The sequence below is a fragment of the Saccharopolyspora soli genome, assembly GCF_022678645.1.
In the GTDB taxonomy this organism is placed as follows: Bacteria; Actinomycetota; Actinomycetes; order Mycobacteriales; family Pseudonocardiaceae; genus Saccharopolyspora; species Saccharopolyspora soli.
In genome coordinates this window covers 23,605-43,095 of record NZ_JALBWV010000059.1, presented here as the reverse complement: position 1 = coordinate 43,095, position 19,491 = coordinate 23,605, and the positions used below count along the sequence as shown (strand labels likewise).

The 19,491-nt window shown below is 69.1% G+C and carries 19 protein-coding genes; 13 read left to right on the top strand and 6 right to left on the bottom strand.

What is annotated here, in order from left to right:
• Positions 1 to 3 precede the first annotated feature (3 nt).
• The gene (locus tag MOQ72_RS33790) at positions 4 to 1,374 is read right to left on the bottom strand and encodes an ammonium transporter (protein WP_242189884.1); all 1,371 of its coding nucleotides are present in this window, start codon (positions 1,372 to 1,374) and stop codon (positions 4 to 6) included.
• 288 nt (positions 1,375 to 1,662) lie between these two features.
• Here MOQ72_RS33790 and MOQ72_RS33785 point away from each other — a divergent pair, with 288 nt between their 5' ends.
• Both MOQ72_RS33785 and MOQ72_RS33780 read left to right on the top strand, forming a co-directional pair.
• Complete coding sequence (locus tag MOQ72_RS33785) at positions 1,663 to 2,220, top strand: VOC family protein (RefSeq protein ID WP_242189864.1); 558 nt, start codon at positions 1,663 to 1,665, stop codon at positions 2,218 to 2,220.
• A gap of 68 nt (positions 2,221 to 2,288) precedes the next feature.
• Positions 2,289 to 3,059: a lipoyl protein ligase domain-containing protein gene (locus MOQ72_RS33780; RefSeq protein WP_242189863.1), complete on the top strand. Its 771-nt coding sequence runs from the start codon at positions 2,289 to 2,291 to the stop codon at positions 3,057 to 3,059.
• A 13-nt stretch (positions 3,060 to 3,072) separates the two neighbouring features.
• Here the strand turns inward: MOQ72_RS33780 and MOQ72_RS33775 are convergent, their stop codons facing one another.
• A complete protein-coding gene (locus tag MOQ72_RS33775) occupies positions 3,073 to 4,620 on the bottom strand; it encodes an MFS transporter (RefSeq protein ID WP_372495607.1) in 1,548 nt (515 codons plus the stop codon).
• A gap of 249 nt (positions 4,621 to 4,869) precedes the next feature.
• Here MOQ72_RS33775 and MOQ72_RS33770 point away from each other — a divergent pair, with 249 nt between their 5' ends.
• A complete protein-coding gene (locus MOQ72_RS33770; RefSeq protein WP_242189860.1) occupies positions 4,870 to 5,481 on the top strand; it encodes a hypothetical protein in 612 nt (203 codons plus the stop codon).
• Between the two features lie 9 nt (positions 5,482 to 5,490).
• Here the strand turns inward: MOQ72_RS33770 and MOQ72_RS33765 are convergent, their stop codons facing one another.
• From MOQ72_RS33765 to MOQ72_RS33755, 3 genes are read right to left on the bottom strand one after another with little or no spacing between them, the layout of a single operon-like run.
• The gene (locus tag MOQ72_RS33765) at positions 5,491 to 6,141 is read right to left on the bottom strand and encodes an anti-sigma factor family protein (RefSeq protein ID WP_242189858.1); all 651 of its coding nucleotides are present in this window, start codon (positions 6,139 to 6,141) and stop codon (positions 5,491 to 5,493) included.
• On the bottom strand, positions 6,138 to 6,623 hold the full coding sequence (locus MOQ72_RS33760; RefSeq protein ID WP_242189882.1) for a sigma-70 family RNA polymerase sigma factor: 486 nt from the start codon (positions 6,621 to 6,623) through the stop codon (positions 6,138 to 6,140). Before MOQ72_RS33760 ends, MOQ72_RS33765 begins: the two co-directional genes overlap by 4 nt.
• Before the next feature lie 23 nt (positions 6,624 to 6,646).
• The gene (locus MOQ72_RS33755; protein WP_242189824.1) at positions 6,647 to 7,021 is read right to left on the bottom strand and encodes a hypothetical protein; all 375 of its coding nucleotides are present in this window, start codon (positions 7,019 to 7,021) and stop codon (positions 6,647 to 6,649) included.
• 422 nt (positions 7,022 to 7,443) lie between these two features.
• Between MOQ72_RS33755 and MOQ72_RS33750 the strand changes: the two genes are divergently transcribed.
• On the top strand, positions 7,444 to 10,233 hold the full coding sequence (locus tag MOQ72_RS33750; protein ID WP_242189823.1) for a helix-turn-helix transcriptional regulator: 2,790 nt from the start codon (positions 7,444 to 7,446) through the stop codon (positions 10,231 to 10,233).
• Positions 10,234 to 10,416: 183 nt separating this feature from the next.
• Entirely contained in the window at positions 10,417 to 10,989 is a 573-nt protein-coding gene (locus MOQ72_RS33745; RefSeq protein ID WP_242189822.1) for an SRPBCC family protein, read from the top strand.
• Between the two features lie 120 nt (positions 10,990 to 11,109).
• On the opposite strand, the gene MOQ72_RS33740 is transcribed toward MOQ72_RS33745, so the two are convergent.
• Positions 11,110 to 11,979 carry an oxidoreductase gene (locus tag MOQ72_RS33740; RefSeq protein ID WP_242189821.1) on the bottom strand — a complete coding sequence of 290 codons (870 nt, stop codon included), beginning with the start codon at positions 11,977 to 11,979 and terminating at the stop codon, positions 11,110 to 11,112.
• Between MOQ72_RS33740 and MOQ72_RS33735 the strand changes: the two genes are divergently transcribed.
• The 8 genes from MOQ72_RS33735 (at position 11,978) to MOQ72_RS33700 (ending at position 19,484) form a co-directional block, all read left to right on the top strand.
• Entirely contained in the window at positions 11,978 to 12,631 is a 654-nt protein-coding gene (locus MOQ72_RS33735; RefSeq protein ID WP_308198028.1) for a Rieske (2Fe-2S) protein, read from the top strand. The genes MOQ72_RS33740 and MOQ72_RS33735 overlap by 2 nt on opposite strands.
• Before the next feature lie 227 nt (positions 12,632 to 12,858).
• Positions 12,859 to 13,065 (top strand): heavy-metal-associated domain-containing protein, encoded by a 207-nt coding sequence (locus MOQ72_RS33730; RefSeq protein WP_242189820.1) that lies wholly within the window; start codon positions 12,859 to 12,861, stop codon positions 13,063 to 13,065.
• Between the two features lie 29 nt (positions 13,066 to 13,094).
• Complete coding sequence (locus MOQ72_RS33725; RefSeq protein ID WP_242189819.1) at positions 13,095 to 14,033, top strand: DUF8832 domain-containing protein; 939 nt, start codon at positions 13,095 to 13,097, stop codon at positions 14,031 to 14,033.
• 28 nt (positions 14,034 to 14,061) lie between these two features.
• Positions 14,062 to 16,389 carry a heavy metal translocating P-type ATPase gene (locus MOQ72_RS33720; RefSeq protein ID WP_242189818.1) on the top strand — a complete coding sequence of 776 codons (2,328 nt, stop codon included), beginning with the start codon at positions 14,062 to 14,064 and terminating at the stop codon, positions 16,387 to 16,389.
• Between the two features lie 155 nt (positions 16,390 to 16,544).
• On the top strand, positions 16,545 to 17,153 hold the full coding sequence (locus tag MOQ72_RS33715) for a TetR/AcrR family transcriptional regulator (protein ID WP_242189817.1): 609 nt from the start codon (positions 16,545 to 16,547) through the stop codon (positions 17,151 to 17,153).
• Positions 17,150 to 18,013, top strand: a complete 864-nt coding sequence (locus MOQ72_RS33710) for an ABC transporter ATP-binding protein (protein ID WP_242189816.1) — start codon at positions 17,150 to 17,152, stop codon at positions 18,011 to 18,013. The genes MOQ72_RS33715 and MOQ72_RS33710 overlap by 4 nt, the downstream gene beginning before the upstream one ends.
• Positions 18,010 to 18,723, top strand: coding sequence for a fluoroquinolone export ABC transporter permease subunit (locus tag MOQ72_RS33705; protein WP_242189815.1), 714 nt, complete (start codon positions 18,010 to 18,012; stop codon positions 18,721 to 18,723). The genes MOQ72_RS33710 and MOQ72_RS33705 overlap by 4 nt, the downstream gene beginning before the upstream one ends.
• The gene (locus MOQ72_RS33700) at positions 18,720 to 19,484 is read left to right on the top strand and encodes an Rv2686c family ABC transporter permease subunit (RefSeq protein WP_242189814.1); all 765 of its coding nucleotides are present in this window, start codon (positions 18,720 to 18,722) and stop codon (positions 19,482 to 19,484) included. The genes MOQ72_RS33705 and MOQ72_RS33700 overlap by 4 nt, the downstream gene beginning before the upstream one ends.
• Positions 19,485 to 19,491 lie beyond the last annotated feature (7 nt).

Sequence of the window (19,491 nt, the reverse complement as noted above, 5' to 3'; positions counted from 1 at the left end):
GCGTCAGGTTCCCTTGGTGGACAAGGAATTGGCGGTGTGGACCCGTTCGGTGAGCGGGTGGGCGCCGGGGCGGGCGTCGAAGTCGTAGGCGCGCTCGGAGTGTTCGGCTTCGTCGACGCCGGTCGACTCGGCTTCCGGGGCAACCCGGAAGCCGATCGTCTTCTGGATGACCCAGGCGATCACGAAGGTCAGCACCAGCGAGTACAGGAGGGTGGCACCGGCCGCCACCGACTGCCGCCCCAGCTGGTCCAGGCCGCCGCCGTAGAGCAGCCCGTCGGCGCCCGCCGAGTTCACGCTCTTGGTGGCGAACACGCCGATTAGCAGCATGCCGACCAAGCCGCCAACTCCGTGCACCGCGACCACGTCCAGCGTGTCGTCGTAGCCGAACCGGTGCTTCAGCGTGACCGCCAGGGCGCACAGCACACCGGCGGCCACGCCGATGGCCGCCGCACCGAGCGGCTCGACGTAACCGCACGCTGGCGTGATCGCGACCAGGCCAGCCACCGCGCCGGAAGCCGCGCCGAGGGTGGTGGGCACGCCGTCGCGGAACTGTTCGACCAACAGCCAACCCAGGACGGCGGTCGCGCCCGCGGTCATGGTGTTGATGAACGACGTCGCGGCCAGCGGGGTCGCGCCGAGCGCGGAACCGGCGTTGAAACCGAACCAGCCGAACCACAGCAATCCGGCGCCGAACAGCACGAACGGCAGGTTGTGCGGGCGTGCTTGGTGCTGGGGCCAACCCCGGCGGCGGCCGACGACCACCGCGAGCGCGAGCGCGGCGGCACCCGAGTTGATCTCGACCGCGGTGCCGCCCGCGAAGTCCAGGGCCTTCAGGTCGTTGACCAGCCAGCCGCCTACCGCGTCCGGTGCGGTGAACCCGTCCACGGCGAAGATCCAGTGCGCGATCGGGAAGTACACCAGGGTGACCCACACGGCGACGAACACGATCCACGGCCAGAACCGGATGCGTTCGGCGACCGCGCCGACCAGCAGCGCCACGGTGATCACCGCGAACATCAGCTGGAAGGCGGCGAACGCGAACAGCGGCACCTGCTGCCCGGCTGGCCCGACCGCCACGTCGTGCAGTCCGCGCAGGCCGCTGTGCCCGAGGCCGCCGATCAGGCCGCCGAAAGCGTCGTCGCCGAAGGCGAGCGAGTAGCCGTAGAGCACCCACAGCGTGCCGACCACGGCCAGGCAGGCGAAGGTCAGCATCATCACGTTGAGCACGCTCCGGGAGCGCACCATGCCCCCGTAGAACAAGGCCAGGCCCGGTGTCATGAACATGACGAGTGCGGCGCTGACCAGCAGCCAGGCGGTGCTTCCGGTATCGATGACAGCCTCCTCCACAGCACGGCGGATTCGGCTGGCCAGCATCACCTCGGCGCGTTACGGGAAACTGACTCGGGGTGTTTCGCAGGAGTAAAAAGTCGAGTGGTGGTGCGTCCCGCGTAACGTGGTTGACATTGTGCAGCAACGAAGTCACGCAGCGTCGCGCCCGGACGGCTGATCACGCGGTGCCGGGATCCCGGAATCCTGGCGGTGTCTGGGAACCTGTCTTCGAAGCGGTCCTGCGGTGCTCGACTGCGGGGCGATTTCGCACGAAATCGCCGTGCCCTGCGTGGGGCGCTCAACGACATGCTCTGGAGCTGGGAGGAGTTGGTCATGCCGCAGCCAGAAGGTGCCGAACTGGAGGCGATCCGGGCTCGTCGGGAGGAACTAAGGCAGAAGTACCTGCGGCCGGTCGGGCAGCGTCCGGCCACGCCGGTCGGCGGCTTCCACCACGTCGCGCTGATCTGCCGCAACGTCGAGGAAACCATCCGGTTCTACCAGGAATTCCTGGGATTTCCGCTGGTGGAGCTGGTGGAGAACCGCGATTACGCCGGGTCGAGCCACTTCTTCTTCGACGTCGGCAACCGGAACCTGCTGGGATTCTTCGACTTCCCGGGCCACGACCACCCGCCGTTCAGCGAGACGATCGGCGGTGTGCAGCACATCGCGCTGTCGACCACGCCGGAGAACTTCGCGGCGGCGCGGCAGCGGTTGGACGACGCCGGGGTCGAGTACCTAGGCCCGGACCGCGGTGTGGCGGACAGCCTCTACATCCGGGATCCCAACGGGATCGGCATCGAGTTCTACCGCGCGGAACTGGCCGTCTTCGACGGGCACCGACTGCTCGACAGCTGGCCACGAAGCGCTGGTCAGACGCTGGGGGAGCGGTAATCGCCCGCAACCCGCGCAACGGTGTCGCGCGAGCACGTCGCTCGATGGTCGCTCCGTAGAATCAGCCCGTGGAGCTCTTTCGCGGCGCGCTCGGCGCGGGTGCCGACCAGGCGCTGGAGGTCGCGGTCGCGCATGCGATGTTGCGCCGCGTCAGCCGTGGCGAGTCAGGTCCGGCGCTGCGGGTGTACCAGCCGAGCACGCGGGTCGTCGCCTTCGGCCGACGGGACTCGCTGCTGCCCGGCTTCCCGGCTGCGGTGCGTGCCGTGCGGGAGGCCGGGTTCACCCCGGTGTTGCGCGCACCGGGCGGTCGGGCGGTGGCCTACACCGAGCGGTCGCTCGTGGTGGACCACGTCGGCCCCGACCCCGGTTACCTGGCGGGCATGGACGAGCGGTTCGTCGGCTACGCCGAACTGTGGGCCGGGGTGCTCAAGGACCACGGAGTCGGGGCGCAGGTCGGCGCGGTGCCCGGTGAGTACTGTCCGGGCGCGCACAGCGTGAACGCGCGAGGCCGGGTGAAGCTGGTCGGCACCGCGCAGCGGTTGGTGCGCGGCGCCTGGCTTTTCAGCGCCGTGGCGATCTTCGACGACGCCGAAGTGCTGCGGCCGGTGCTCAGCGAGGTCTACCGGCACCTGGAACTGCCCTTCGACGACGATTCGGTGGGCTCGGTGCGCGCGGAAGCGCCAGGGCTTTGCCTCGACACCTTCGAAGCAGCGGTGATCGGGGCATACGACGAGCGGTTCGGTCTGGCCCCGGCTCCGCTGCACGAAGACCTGCTGGCCAAGGCCCAAGACCTGGCCGACGGCCACCGCATCGCGGACGCTTCGCCCACCGGCCGCTGACGGCGCGCCACGGTCAGACCAGGGCCGGGTCCAGCTCCGCGCTCACCGGTTCTCCCGCCGGTCGGGGCGGCCTGCGCAGCACGACCATGCCGACCACGGCGAACACCACGACGGCGATCGCACCAATCGCGGAGACCACGTGGAGTCCGCTGGTGAACGCCTCCCCCGCCGGTGCCAGCACGCTCAGCGGGTCGGCCAGCCGACCTGCCGCGTTCACCGCGCCGGGCATGCCATCGCGGATTTCGGCCGCCACGGGTGCGGGCAGTTCGGGCGGAGTCGTCACCACGTTGCGGTAGACGGCGGTGCCGATGCTGCCGAACAGGGCGATACCCATCGCGATGCCGAATTCGGCGCCGGTTTCCGAGATCGCCGAGGCGGCCCCGGCCTTCTGCGGCGGCACCGAGCTCACCACCATTTCGGTGCAGAGCACGCCTTGCGGCCCCATCCCGAAGCTGGCGACAGCCATGCCGATGATCACGAGCGCGACTCCGTTGGCGCCGTCGACCAGGGTGAACAGGGCGATGCCGACGGCCGCGAGCAGCATGCCGAAACCGAGCACGAACTCCGGCCGGAACCGCTTCGCCAGCCGCGGTGCGATCAACGATCCGACCACCACGGCCCCGGCCTGCGGCATCAGCAACAGCCCGGCCTCCAGCGCGGACAACCCCGCGACCAACTGCAGGTACTGGTTGACCAGCAGGAAAACCCCGCCCATGGTGATGGCGCCGACCAGCGTGATGCCCAGCGCGACGCTGAACGCGCGCACCCGGAACAGCCGCAGGTCCAGCATCGGATCGGCGATCCGCCGCTGGCGGCGGGCGAACGCGACGCCCAGCGCGACTCCGACCACCAGTGCCGCCAGGCTCGTCGACTGCGGGCCGTGCTTGGCGAATTCCTTGAGCGCGTAGACGATCGGCAGGATCGTGCCGAGCGACAAGGCCACGCTGACCAGGTCCAGTCGGCCCGCGTTCTCGTCGCGGTACTCCGGCAGCAGCGTCGGCGCGAGGGCCAGCAGCAACACCATGACCGGCACGGCCATCAGGAAGACCGAGCCCCACCAGAAGTTCGCCAGCAGCACGCCACCCACCACCGGGCCGATCACCATGCCGCCCATGAAGCACGTCATCCACACCGCGATCGCGGTGCTGCGCTGCCGCGGGTCCTGGAACATGTTGCTGATCAACGCCAGCGTCGAGGGCATCAGGGTGGCCCCGGTGACGCCCAGCAGCGACCGAGCGGCGATCAGCATGACCGGGTCGGTCGCGAAGGCCGCCGCGATCGAGGCGATGCCGAAGCCCGCGCCACCGATCATCAGCAGCTTCCGGCGTCCGATGCGGTCGCCGAGGGTGCCCATGGTGACCAGGAAACCCGCGATCATGAAGCCGTAGCTGTCGATGATCCACAGCAACTCGGTGCTGCTCGGCCGCAGCTCAGCGGCCAGATCCGGCACCGCGAGGTGCAACACGCTCATGTCCAGCGACAGCAGCAGCGTCGGCAGCGCGAGCACCGCGAGCCCGATCCACTCCCGCCGCCCCGCAATCGGGTTCGTCGCCACGCCCAACCCCTTCCGTCGGCACCGCGGCTGCTTCGGCGCCACGGGTGTTGTCACCGGTATTGACCGCGGTCACCCGCAGAACTAATCGGTCGGCTGGCACCGGATTGGCGATGTCCGGTTTGGACGGTCTCCCGCAGCGGCCCGGTACACCCGCCACTCGTCCGGATGGCGCAGGCAACCTCCGGCTCGCTGTCGACGTCTCCTGACCAGACGACGATGCGCCGCTCGTGGCGTCGAACCACTGGAGGGATCGCGATGACCCGGAAACTGTTGTTCGGGGCTGCCACGGCGGCCGTGCTGCTCTCCGGCGCCGCCCCGGCCGCCGCGCAGCCGACGCCCACCGCTGACGTCGACGGCGACGGACGACAGGATCCGGTTGCGTTGCAACAGGTTTCGGAAGACACGATGCTGCTCCGGGTCGGGTTGGCGGAGGAATTCGTGGACACCGTGGTGCCGGGCAACGCCGCTGGTCAGCCACCCGTCCCGGTGGACGTCAACGGCGACGGGTTCGACGAGGTGCTGGTGCCCGAGTCGGTCGGCGCGAACACGATCATCTACACGGTCTGGGCGTACTCCCGCGAAGCGGGCCTGTTCGGCGTGCCGCTGCGCGACGGTGCGCCGTGGCGGATCGCCGAGGGCGGCGGTGCCAGCGCGGTGTCCACCTACGGCTGCGGGCCCGGCAAGCCCGGTCGCGTGCTGGACAGCGTCAACGCCTACCAGGACGACACCGGCAGGTTCCAGGGCAGCCGGGTCACCTACCAGTACGCCTACGGAGTGGCCAACGCGGTGTACACCATCCCGATCAAGGACGCGGACCGCGACGACCCGGTGCTGCGGGCCGACCCGGCGACCTGCGCGCCGCTGTGACCTGGTCGGTCACTTGTTGACCGCGAGGCGCAGCAGCGTCGGTCCACCGGGAACCCGCAACTCCAACGACTGGATCTCGGCACGCCGCAGCGGTGTGGTCATGGCCAGTTCCGCGGTGTCCTTCGGCATCGCGTACCAGGTGGCCAGATCCGCGGTGCGCCCGTCGCGCTGGACCGCGACCAGCACGTAGTCGCCGCCCCTGCTGCCCTCGTAGCGGCACGACATGTCCACTCTGGTGCCGGTGGGCACGTCGCTGAGGTTGATGTTCGCGTGCACCGGATAGGCCCCCAGCGCGGTCATCTCCGCGCCCACCGGGTGTTCGGTCAGCGGGGTCGCGAGCACCAGCGCCAGGCAGATCAGCAGTCCGGCGGCGGCCGCGGCGGCGGTCGCCAGCAGTCGGCGCCGACGGGTGCGCTGGACCTCCGTCGCGAGCTTCGACAGTTGGTCCGACGGCGCGGGCTCGGCGCTGACCTGGTGCGCGTCGACCTGCGCGAGCAAACCGGGCACACCGGCCAGCAGGCGAACCGAGTCGGCGCAGGCATCGCAGGTGGTCATGTGCTCCTCGAACGCCGACCGGTCCTCCGGCGACAGCGCGCCGAGCACGTAAGCGGCGTCGAAATCGGCGAACGGGTCCGTTCCCGGTTCGAAACGCTGACTCACCGGGTCACGCCCCTTTCTTCGAGCGCCAGGCGCAGTGCGCGCAACGCGTAATGCGTCCGGGACTTGACGGTCCCCTCCGGCACTCCCAGCTGATTTGCCGCATCTGCCACCGACATGCCCTGGTAGAAGCACAGCGCCAGCACCTCGCGGTGCCGCGCCGACAGTTCGGCGAGTGCGTCCGCGACCAACCAGCCCTGCACGGCCCGGTCCGTCTCGTCGGCGGTCGGCGGTTCCGGCGGCGCGTCCGTCACGACCTCCGCGTGGGTGGCCGCCGAACGCCAGTCATCGATGGCGATCCGCCGCGCCACGGTGAACAGCCAAGCGCGGGCGGATCGCTGGGACTGGTCGAGCACCTTCGGGTGCCGCCAGGCCCGCAGCAGTGTTTCCTGCACGACGTCTTCGGCGCGGCTGCGGTCGCCGCCGGTCAATCGCAGGGCGTAGGACCACAACGCGGACGCGTGCTGGTCGTGCAGCAATTGCATCAACCGCGATTCCGGTCCGTCTGTCACGCCGCTACCCGTCTGCGGTCCCGGACCGCCAGCAGTGCGGCGCCGAAGACGATGCAGCCCGCTTCGGTGATCACGCCCCAGACCTCCTCCGAGGTCGCGAACTGTTCCTGGACGCCGAAGAATCCCACGGTTACCGAAAGCACGTAGGCCAACAGCGTTGCCGCACCGAATCCAATGGCGGCCAGCACGGGCAACCAGTGGTGCCACACCAGCACAGCAGCCGCGATCACAACGCCCGCGACGACGTTTACCAGGAACAGCGGCCCGACCACCGGTGTGGAGCTGGCCCAGTCCAGCCACACGACCAAGTGCACCCACGCCGATCCGAGCAATCCCAGGACTACGAGCAACCGCAGTATCCAGCCCGTCATCGCGTCACTCCTGCCTAAACCGGTCTGCTACGCCAGTGGACACGTGATGCCGCGCCCCCCGGTTCAATTCCGGGCGGAATTCGGCGCCGACACGCGGTCGGGCGGATGTCGGGTCGGGCAGCGGCGCCGGATTGGTCTAGGGCACTGTCCACTTTGTGGGCGCCTTGACCTGGCATAAGGGGCTCCTTATCGTCAACCGGGATGATGCGCGGTGCCTGGTCCACCGTGGACTTCGGGCAGGTTGCGGCGTGCGGCCGGAAATGTTGCCGCAACAGCCCCGAACAGCGGTCTGATGTCGCGTCGTCGAGCTCGGTTGGAAACTCGCTCGACGGCGCGCGGAAGAATGCCGGAAATGTCGGCATGGCTGATCGCGTCGTGGTGGATCCGACGCGTTCGCCTTGCCAGGTTCGGCAGGCACACCGTTGAGCCCTCTCGATCCTGCGGGGCCGGAGCACGCGTCTGAGTCGTTGGTCGGACGCGCCGAAGATCTCGCGTCGATCGTGTCGTTCTTCGACGAGGCCGCCGTTCAAGGCGGGGCGCTGTTGCTGTCCGGGGAAGCCGGAGTGGGCAAGACGGCGCTGTTGAACGCCGTAGCGGAGGCGGCGTCGCGGAAAGGCACCCGGATCCTGCGCGCCGCTGGCGTGGAGTTCGAGGTCAACGTCAGCTACTCGGGGCTCAACCAGCTGTTCTTCCCGCTGCACGACAGCATCGGCGCGCTCGGTGACGCGCACCGCGACGCACTTCGCGTCGCACTGGGTTTCGGCACCGGCCCACCGCCCGACCGGCTGCTGGTCTCCAACGCCGCGCTCCTGCTGGTCCGCATGGCGGCCAGCGAAATGCCGCTGCTGCTGATCGTCGACGATCTTCCCTGGCTCGACCGGGCCAGCGCTGCCGTGCTGGGATTCGTCGCCCGCCGACTCGTCGGCAGCCGGGTCGGGCTCCTCGCCGCGTCGCGGTCGCAGACCGGGAGTTACTTCGATCCGGGCGGCCTGCCGTACCACGAGGTGCGGCCGTTGGACGACGCGGCGGCAACGGAGCTGATCAACGACCGATTTCCGGACCTCGCCTCCCAAGTGCGCCGACGCCTGCTGATCGAGGCGCGGGGAAACCCGCTAGCACTGCTGGAGTTGCCCGCAGCGCTGAGCGAGTCGCAACTTTCCGCGTCAGCCGCATTGCCGCCGCTGCTGCCGCTCAGCCAGCGCCTCCAAACGCTTTTCGCGTCGAGGATGGCCAAGCTCCCGGCTTCGTCCCGGAAGTTGTTGCTGCTGGCCGCACTGGACGGTACTGGCGATCTCGACGTGCTGCGGGCGGCTGCGGCCGGTCAGTACGACCTCGACGATCTCGCCCCTGCGGAACGCGATCAGCTGGTGCGGGTCGAGGGGACCACCCGCAGGGTGTCCTTCCGCCACCCGCTGATCGGGTCCGCCGCTGTCGAGGTCTCCACCGATCAGGAGCGCCGCTGGGCGCACCGCTGCCTGGCCGACGCCCTGGTGGATCAGCCGGAGCGCCGGGCCTGGCACTTGGGCGAGGCGTGCGTCGGCCCCGATGAGCACGTGGCGGACCTGCTGGAACAAGCCGCGCGCGGGGTCCTGCGACGCGGCGATGCGGTGCGCGCGGTCGCGTCCTTGACCCGGGCCGCGGAGCTGAGCCCGCTGGCCACCGACCGGACGCGCCGCCGAGCCGAGGCGGCCTACATCGGCGCGGACGCGAGCGGCGAGTTGAGCAGTGCGTTGCAACTGCTCGACGGTGCTTGCGGCGTGGATCCGGGCAGCAGTGGATCGTTGCACGCCGCCGCGGCGGCGGTGTACCTGCTGATCAACCGCGACGGCGACGTCGACACCGCCCACCGGTTGTTGGTCGGTGCCATCGAGGCTGGCGACCACGGCTACGACGCCAGCAACAACGCCCTAAACGAAGCGCTGCACACCTTGCTCCTGGTGTGCTGGTTCGGCGGGCGTCCCGAACTGTGGGAGCCCTTCTACGCCGCGCTCGACCGGCTCACGCCCGAGGTTCCGCCGCTGTTGTCCGTTTGCAGCAAGACGTTCCCGGACCCGGCCCGGACCGGCGTCGCGGCGAAAGCCGAGCTCGACGCCGTGCTCAGCGGTCTGCACAACGAGGTCGACCCGACCCGCATCGTGCGGATGGGTACCGCGTCGGTCTACCTCGACCGGTTGGCCGATTGCCGCGAGGCGTCCTGGCGGGTCGTCCGGCAGGGCCGCGAGGGCGGTCCGGTCCGCAGGCGCATTGGCGCGTTGATGCACCTCTTCCTGGACGGTTTCCTCACCGGGAAATGGGACCAAGCGGCGACCTTCGCCGACGAAGGAATGCGGCTGTGCGAAGAGCACGAATATCGCTTCTTCAGCTGGTACTTCCGCTACGACCAAGCGCTGCTCGCAGCCGTGCGCGGCAACTTCGACACCAGCCGCGCGCTGACCGACGAGATCGTGCGATCGGCCGCGCCGCGCGGGGCGCACGGTGCGGAACTGTTCGCCAACCACGCCCGCGTACTCGCCGACCTCGGCCGGGGTGATTTCGAGGACGCGTATCAGCACGCGACCGCGCTCAGCCCGGCCGGAACCCTCGCTTCCCACGTCCCGCACGCCCTGTGGGCCACCATGGACCTCGTCGAAGCGGCGGTGCGCACCAACCGCGACGCCGAGGCGGCCGCGCACGTCAACGCCATGCGCGAAGCTGACATCGCGGCGCTGTCCCCGCGCCTAGCCCTGCTGGCAGGCGGCTCCGCCGCGATGGCCGCCGCCGATGGCGACATGCGGCTGTTCGAGGAAGCGTTGGCCATTCCCGGCGCCGACCGCTGGCCCTTCGAGGCGGCGCGGGTGCGACTGCTCTACGGGGAACGCCTCAGAAGGGCCCGTGCGACCGCGGAATCGCGGATCCAGCTTCGAGCGGCATTGGAGATCTTCGAGCGGCTGGGCGCTCGACCGTGGGCCGCTCGCGCCAACAACGAGTTGCGTGCCGCCGGGTTGGCCAATCCGAAGGCCGAGGACCCGGAGTCCGCTTCGCTGACCCCGCAGGAGCGGGAAATCGCGTTGCTGGCCGCGTCCGGACTGACGAACAAGCAGATCGGCGAGCGGCTGTTCCTCTCCCACCGGACGGTCGGCGCCCACCTGTACCGGATCTTCCCCAAACTCGGCATCGCCTCCCGCGCCGCCCTTCGCGACGCGCTGGCCGATCTGCCGGAACAACCCGATTAGCGGTTTCTTGCCGAAACGGGACCCTGGCGGTGTTCTCGCCGGTCGGTTCGGTGTTGTCGCACGTCACACTGCACGGCAGGGCGCACAGTCATTTGACGGATGTCGGGTGGGTCGGGGGCCGGGCACAGTTTGATTCAGCGGCAGGTATCAAGAATTCCATGCCGATTCCCAACGAGGTGCACCATGAATTCCTGGCAGGAACGTGTGCCCGGACCGAAGGAGACCTCGGTCCAAGGGAAGTCAACGCCGCCCGGAGACGGTCACCGATCCGGACATCGGAAGGCAAACCCGGACATCCACTGGCCGTCCGGGTTCACGCCGGACCGCGCGGACTTGTTCGTCCACAACGAAATGAGGATCGACGCGCAGCGGGCGCTGGTGTTTCGACATCTGGTGGAGGCGCCCCGGTGGCCGAATTGGTATCCGAACGCGCAGAACGTGCGGATCACCACGCCACCGGCCGATCGGCTGCAGTGGGGCACCAGGTTCGAGTTCGACACCTTCGGCATGCACGTCGATGCCACGGTGGGCGAATTCGTGCGGGACAGCCGATTGGGCTGGTTCGCCACCGGGCACGACTTCGACGCCTACCAGGCGTGGTTGCTGGTCGGAATCCCGCCGAACGCCACGTGCGCGGTGACGGAGAAGGTGGCGCGCGGATCGGTGGCCATCGCGATGCGCGAAGGCGACCCGGACCGGATGTTCAACGGGCACGAGCTGTGGCTGGAGGCGTTGAAGAAGTTGGTGCAGCAGTAGCTGTTGGCTGGTGCCGATGGACGTGGCAGCGCGGAATGCGGGATGCGGTCGATCCCGGGGGGCGCAGGTCCGCGTTGTCCGAAAAGGGGCGAGGAATGGGGCGCTTGTCGGGGGACCGCCCTATTCCTCCCCTGTTCGACCAGATCGTGCGTCGGCGTCATCGTGGTCGGTGGCTTCGCCGAGGTGCCGCCAGGCGGCCTGTTCGGCCGCGACCAGCGCGAGCTTGGCAGTGACCCGCGCGATGCTGTCCGGGCCCAATTGCAGTCTCAACGGCGGTTTGGCGGCGTGGGCGATGTCGACGATCGCCTCGGCCGCTTTGCGCGGATCTCCGCGCTGGGCCCCGTTCATCCGCACCAGGTCGACCCGGCGCTGACCGGCCGTCGCGGCGTAGTCGTCGAGGCGGGTGGCGGCCAGGCGCAGGCTCGTCGGGTCGAAGATGTCCGTTCGGAACATGCCGGGTTCGACCACGGTGGCCCGCACACCGAGTCCGTCGAGATCTGCGGCCAGCGCCTCGGTGATCCCCTCGACGGCGAACTTGCTGGCCCCGTAGATTCCGTAGCCCGTGCCCAGCGCGAAACCGCCCGCCGAACCGATGTTGATGACGTGGCCGGAACGCTGGCGGCGCAGGACGGGCAGCACGGCGCGGGTCACGTTGAGCAGTCCGAAGAAATTGACGTCGAACAACGCGCGGGCTTCCGCGTCGGAGGTTTCCTCGACGGCGCCGAGCAGGCCGTAGCCAGCGTTGTTGACGAGCACGTCGATGCGGCCGAACCGGTCCAGTGCGGCGTCCACCGCGTTCCAAGACTGGTCGGTGTTGGTCACGTCCAGCGGCAGGATTAGCAGATCCGGTCGGTCCGAGTCGATGGCGGCGGTGACAGCGGTGGTGTCCCGCGCGGTGGCCACCACTTGGTCACCGCGGGCGAGCGCGGCGACGGTGATCTCCCGGCCGAGACCGCGTGACGCGCCGGTGATGAACCAGACTGCTGCCATGCACGTGCACCTTTCGAGCGACTCCCTGCCGCACGAAAACCGGTGGGAGCCCACCAGCGAACAGGGCGCCACGAGGGAAGAGCGACCAGACCCGAGCGTCGCCGTCACCGATGCTAGTGCGGCTCCTCCCGCGCGGCTGGCCGTGGTACGCGGAGCCGGAATCCCGGTTTTGAACCGGATGCGGTCGCTGATCGTGTCCATTGGCATGACTGCCGAAAACCACACCCGCCGATCCGTCCTCCTCACCGGTGGCGCCGTCGCCGGTGCTGCCCTCGGAACTGTCGCGTTGACCGCCTGTGGTGGCGAAGCCGCACCACCCGCTCCGGCGAACGAACCTGGCGCGCCACCCGCCCCGGCTGGCCAGAGCCTCGGCGCGCTCAGCGCGGTGCCGGTCGGGGGCGCGGTGGCGGTCACCACGCCCGGCGGGCAGCAGGCGATCGTCTCCCGTCCGAACGACACCACGGTCGCCGGGTTCAGCGCGGCCTGCACGCACCGGGGTTGCCCGGTGGCGCCGCAGGGCACCGAGTTGCGCTGCCCCTGCCACGGCTCGGTGTTCGACGCGTTCACCGGAGCCGTCAAGCACGGTCCCGCCGAGACGCCGCTGACCGCCATCCCGGTGAAGGTCGACAACGGCCAGATCGTCACCGCCTGACGCGGGCGTCCCTTGATACCCTGCCGGGGTAGCTGACCTCGTCGAGTTCGTCATCGCGACCCGTCGCTGACAGCGCCGGATCCGGATTCGTCCGGATCCGGCGCTTTGTTTTTCGGTGTGCGTGCCGAGTTGACTAGGGTACCCCCCTAGGGTATAAATTGCGGTGTCGGCGCGTCGGACGGCGCGACCGGCGGGAAACCGGACGACTTCTGGAAAGGCGCAGTCGGATGAGCGAGGCGATCTACAACGTGACCGGTATGACCTGCGGGCACTGCGTGCTGTCGGTGACCGAGGAGGTCAGCGCGATCGACGGGGTGACCGATGTCCAGGTCGACCTGCCGACCGGTGCGGTCACCGTCACCAGCAGCAAGGAAATCGGTGTGGACCAGGTCCGCGCCGCCGTCGAAGAGGCCGGTTACCAGCTGGCCTCCTGACGGCCGACTGCCGATCACGAGGATGTGACATGAACACTGCGGGGAAGCTCTCCGCCTACGGTGCGGCGCTCGCCCTGGTCGCCGGTGGCGGCTGGGCGATCGGCACCGCTGTCGGTCCCTTCACCGGTCCAGCCGGTGCGCACGGCGCGGAGGACGCCGGGCACGGGGACAGCAACAGCGGCACCGTCGCGGAGACCGCACAACCCGACCAGCCCGCGGGGCTGGCGTCGTCCAGGGGCGGTTACACCCTCACGCCCACCAGCACGACGCTGCGAGCGGGAACCACCAATCCGTTCTCCTTCCGCATCATCGGCCCGGACGGCCAGCCGGTGACCGGCTTCGACGTCGAACACGAGAAGCGCATGCACCTGATCGTGGTGCGCCGGGACACCGCCCACTACGAGCACGTGCACCCCGAGATGAGCCAGGACGGCACCTGGTCGGTGCCGCTGCGGCTGCCGCAGGCGGGCAGCTACCGCGCCTTCGCCGATTTCGCCCCTACCGGCGGCGAGGCGATGACGCTGGGTGTCGACCTGGCCGCGCCGGGTGACTTCCAACCAGCCACGTATGCTCCGTCGCTGATGGCGACCACCGACGGGTACCAGGTGCGGCTCGACGGCGAGCTGATCCCGGGGCAGACCTCGAAGGTCGCCCTGTCGGTGTACAAGGACGGTCGAGAGGTCGCGGATCTGCAGCCCTACCTCGGTGCCTACGGACACCTCGTCGCGCTGCGGCAGGGCGACCTCGCCTACCTGCACGTGCACCCGGAGGGCGTGCCTGGTGACGGCCGGACCCCACCCGGCCCGACGGTGACCTTCGACGTCGTGGTCCCGTCGGCCGGTGCGTACCGGCTGTTCCTGGACTTCCAGCACGAAGGCCAGGTCCGCACCGCGGAGTTCACCGTGCCGACCACGGGCGGCGCCGCCCACGCACCGACGACACACAACGGCCACGGCGGCCACGGCTGACCGGCGACGCGAGGAAGGAGCACTGACGATGACATCCGATCTGCACGACTCGAACCCGGTCGCCGGGCAGCGGGTCGAACTGGCGATCAGCGGCATGACCTGCGCGTCGTGCGCGGCGCGCATCGAGCGCAAGCTGAACAAGCTCGACGGGGTCACCGCCACCGTCAACTACGCCACGGAGAAGGCGCAGGTCGTCTTCCCCGCCGACCTGGCCCCAGATCGCCTCGTGGCGGAGGTCGAGGCGGCCGGTTACTCGGCGGCCCTGCCGCGTCCCGCGGCGGAGCCGAGCACCCGGACGGCCGAGGACGAACCGGACGATCCGACCCGCGCGCTGCGGCAACGGCTGATCGGCTCGGTGGTGCTGTCCGTTCCGGTGATCCTGCTGGCGATGGTTCCGGCACTGCAGTTCACGTACTGGCAGTGGATCTCGCTGACCCTGGCCGCCCCGGTGGTGCTCTGGGGCGCGTGGCCGTTCCACCGGGCGGCGTGGACGAACCTGCGCCACGGCGCGGCCACGATGGACACGCTGATCTCGATGGGCACCCTGGCGGCGTTCCTGTGGTCGCTGTACGCGCTGCTGCTGGGCACGGCGGGAACTCCGGGCATGACACACCCCTTCGAGCTGACCGTCCAGCGCACCGACGGAGTGGGCTCGATCTACTTGGAAGTCGCGGCCGGGGTCACCACGTTCATCCTCACCGGACGTTACTTCGAGGCCCGGTCCAAGCGTCGTGCCGGAGCGGCGCTGCGGGCATTGCTGGAGCTCGGCGCCAAAGACGTGGCGGTGCTGCGCGGCGGGCGCGAGGAGCGCATCCCGGTCGAGCAACTGGCGGTCGGCGACCGCTTCGTGGTTCGGCCCGGCGAGAAGATCGCCACCGATGGCGTGGTCGAGGAGGGCAGCTCGGCGATCGACGCGAGCATGCTCACCGGCGAATCGGTGCCGGTGGAGGTCAGCTCCGGTGATCACGTCGTGGGCGCCACGGTCAACGCGGGCGGTCGACTGGTCGTGCGGGCCACCCGCGTCGGCGCCGACACGCAGTTGGCGCAGATGGCGCAGCTGGTGGCGGACGCGCAGACCGGCAAGGCCGAGATCCAGCGGTTGGCCGACCGGATCTCGGCGGTGTTCGTGCCGATCGTGATCGCCCTGTCGGTCGGGACGCTGGCCTTCTGGTTGGGCTCCGGTGTCGGTCCGGCAGCGGCGTTCACCGCGGCCGTGGCGGTGCTGATCATCGCCTGCCCGTGCGCCCTGGGACTGGCCACGCCGACCGCGCTGCTGGTCGGCACCGGGCGGGGTGCGCAGCTGGGCATCCTGATCAAGGGCCCGGAAGTGCTGGAGTCCACCCGGCGCATCGACACCGTCGTGCTGGACAAAACCGGCACCGTCACGACCGGTCAGATGACGCTGGCGGACGTGCACGTCGCCGACGGCGTGGACCGCGACGAGGTCCTGCGGCTGGCCGGAGCGCTGGAAGACGCCTCCGAACACCCGATCGCGCAAGCGATCGCACGCGCCGCGAAGGAACGGGTGGGCGAGCTGCCCGCGGTCGAGGACTTCGCCAACGTCGAAGGACTCGGTGTGCAGGGGGTCGTCGACGGGCGTGCGGTGCTGGTCGGGCGGACCGCCCTGCTCGCGGAGTGGAGCCAGCGGTTGAACCCGGAGTTGGCCAGCGCCAAGGCCGCGGCCGAAGAGCAGGGCAAGACCGCCGTAGCGGTCGGTTGGGACGGTGCTGCCCGCGCGGTCCTGGTCGTCGCCGACGCGATCAAGCCCACCTCGGCCGAGGCGATCGCGCAGCTGCGCGGCTTGGGGCTGACCCCGGTGCTGCTCACCGGCGACAACGAAGCCGTCGCGAAGTCGGTGGCCGCGGAGGTCGGCATCACCGAGGTCATCGCCGAGGTGCTGCCCGAGGAAAAGGTCGACGTGGTGCGGCGGCTGCAGGCCGAGGGCAAGGTCGTGGCGATGGTCGGGGACGGGATCAACGATGCGGCTGCGCTCGCGCAGGCCGATCTCGGCCTGGCGATGGGCACCGGAACCGACGTGGCGATCGAGGCCAGCGACCTCACGCTGGTCCGCGGCGATCTCCGGGTCGCGGCCGACGCCATCCGGCTGTCCCGCCGGACCCTGCGGACCATCCAGGGCAACCTGTTCTGGGCCTTCGCCTACAACGTGGCCGCCCTGCCGCTGGCCGCGGCGGGTCTGCTCAACCCGATGATCGCCGGTGCGGCGATGGCGTTCAGCTCGTCGTTCGTGGTCGGCAACAGCCTGCGATTGCGCGGCTTCCGCAGCGCGATCACCAACACCGCGCCGCTGCCGAGTCCCAGCGAGCCGGTGGTGCAAAACCCGATCACCGTCAAGTGATCTGACGACCAGTGCCCGCCGACCACCGCGGTCGGCGGGCACTGGCGCGTATGGAGACCGTAAAGAGCGCTTCCGCCCTCGGGGAACAAGTGTAGCGTCAGCAATGAACGAGAGAACAATTCGTTCATTGGTTCACTGACCGCAGGAGAGGCGTCATGCCCGCACCGTTCTCCGAGGACGAGCGCAACAGGATCACCGAGCTGCTGCTGGAAAGCGGCCGGGAACTGTTCGCCGTCCACGGACTGCGCAAGACCTCGCTGGAAGACCTCGTCCGCCCGACCGGGATCGCCAAAACCAGCTTCTACGCCTTCTTCGACTCGAAGGAGGCGCTGTACCTGGAGCTGCTGATCCGGCAGGCGCCCGAAGTCACCCAGGCGTTCCGCGAAACCCTCAGCGCCGCCGCCGATGCGCGCAGCGGCATCGAGGCGATGATCCGCGAGGGCATCAGAACTGCCACGACGGACCCGCTCTACCGGCGGCTGCTCGCGCACCCCGACGAGCTGGTCGCGGTGTCGCGCAAGGTGGGGCCGGAAGAGATGGCGCGCTCCCAGCCTTACGTGCTGGCCCCGATGCTCGAATTCATCGAGCAGGCCCAGCGCGGCGGTGCGCTCGTGGACACCGATCCGATGGTCGTGGTCGGCGTGATCCAGGCCGTGGCCTACACGGTCGTGCACTCCGACGAGATCGGTCCGCAGTACCCGGCGATCCTCGACCTGCTGATCAGGAGCGTCGCAATTGGACTCACTTCGGAGGACATCCGATGAACCCGGTCATCGAGGTCAGCGACCTCAACTTCAGCTATGCCCGCGGCAAGGAGCCAGCGGTGCGGGGCATGGACTTCTCGGTGGCGCGCGGTGAGATCTTCGGCTTCCTCGGCCCCAGCGGGGCGGGCAAGTCGACCACGCAGAAGATCCTCACCGGGCTGCTCGACGGTCACCGCGGCACGGTTTCGTTGTGGGGCAAGCAACCCAAGGACTGGGGCGGTGACTTCTACCAGCGGATCGGGGTGTCCTTCGAGTTGCCCAACCACTACCGGAAGCTCACCGCGCTGGAGAACCTCCGGTTCTTCGCCTCGCTCTACGACCGCCCGACGCGTGATCCGATGGAACTGCTCGACAGCGTGGGGCTTTCCGACGCGGCGAACACCAGGGTCGGGGAGTACTCCAAGGGCATGCAGATGCGCCTGGTCTTCGTCCGTGCGCTGCTGCACGACCCCGACCTGCTGTTCCTGGACGAGCCGACCACCGGTCTCGATCCGCGCAACGCCCGAGTGGTCAAGGACATCGTTCTCGACCTGAAGGCACGCGGCAAAACCATCTTCCTGACCACCCACGACATGGCCACCGCTGATGAGCTCTGCGACCGCGTCGCCTTCGTCGTGGACGGTCGGATCGCCGCGCTGGACACCCCGAAGGAGCTCAAGGTCGCCCGCAGCAAGCGGCAGATCCGGGTCGAGTACCGCGACGGAGCTGCCCTGACCGCGCGGGAATTCCACCTGGACCGGCTGGCCGACGACGAGGACTTCCAACGCATCCTGCGCGAGGAACGCGTGGAAACGCTGCACAGCCTGGAGGCCAGCCTCGACGACGTGTTCGTCGAAACCACCGGACGGAGCCTGCGATGACGCGTCTTCGGGTCGCCCTGCGCCTGGAGTTGCTGACGCAGGTGCGCTACAAGTTCCTGCACGCGGCGGTGTTCTCCGGTCTGCTGTGGATCGCCGTGCTGCTGCCAATACCGTCCGAGGCGCGGGTGGTGTTGGAGCCGTACATCGTGTTCGGCGACTTGGCGATCGTCGGGTTCTTCTTCATCGCCGCCTCGGTGTTCTTCGAGAAGGACGAGCGAACGCTGTCGGCCATCGCGATCACACCATTGCGCTTCTCGGAATACCTCGGTGCCAAGCTGCTCACGTTGACCGGGCTGACCGTGGTGCTGGCCGTCGGGGTCGCGACCGCGACACGCGGCCTGGCCTACGATCTACCGGTGCTGGTGCTCGGGGCGGCGCTCGGTGCGATTCCCATGCTGCTGGCTGGTTTCTTGTCTTCGCTGCCGTTCCACTCGGTCAGCGACTGGTTCATGCTTGGCATGTTGCCGCTGGCCCTGCTGACCGCGCCGGTCTTCCACTTCGCCGGGCTTTGGGAGTCGTCGCTGCTCTACCTGATTCCCACCCAGGGGCCGTTGTTGCTGATCGGTGCGGCGTTCGAGCAGAAGTCCCTGAGCGGCTGGGAGTTCGGCTACGCCATCGGCTATCCGCTGCTGGTCCTGGCAGTGTTGTGGAACGCCGCCGAGCGCATGTTCGTCCGGTACGCGCTGGCGGGGAAGGGGAGTGCGGCATGAGCGCGGTCGTGACCCAAGTCCCGAAAAGCCGTTCGGTGACGAGGACTTTCCTCGGCAAGGACCTCCGCGGCATCTATCGAGAGCCGTTGCTGATCGGCGTCCTGATCGCACCGGTGCTCTGGACGCTGATGGTGCGTCTACCGCTGCCAGCGGCGACTGCGCTGTTGCGGGAGCGCTACGGCATCGACCTGGTGCCGTACCACTCGCTGATCCTCACCGGCTTCCTCGTGCTGACCGCACCGATCGTCACCGGTGGGCTGGCTGGCCTGATGGTGCTGGACGAGCGAGACGAAGGCACGTTGCAGGCGTTGCGAGTCAGCCCGGTGCCGTTGCTCGCGTACGTGCGCTACCGCGCGAGCATCGCCGTGGTGCTCACCATCTGCTATACGGTCGCCACCACGGCAGGCACCGGACTGCTACCGGCTCGTGCTGTGCTGGGCACGGTTTTCGTCGGAATCCTCGGTGGACTGTCCGCGCTGGTGGTCGCCTTGCTGCTGCTCGCGTTCGCGGGGAACAAGGTCGAAGGCATCGCGGTGATTCGGGCCCTCGGCGTCCTGATCGCCGGAATTCCGCTGGTGCCGTTCTTCCTCGACGCCGGATGGCAATGGTTCTTCGGACTGCTGCCGACCTACTGGCCAGCGAAGATGTTCTGGGTCGTCTACGAAGGCGGCACGTGGTGGCCGTACTTCGCGATCGGCGTCGCCTACCACACAGCCCTCGCCTGGCTGCTCTACCGCTACTTCCAGCGCAGCACCGCGTGAACCCACC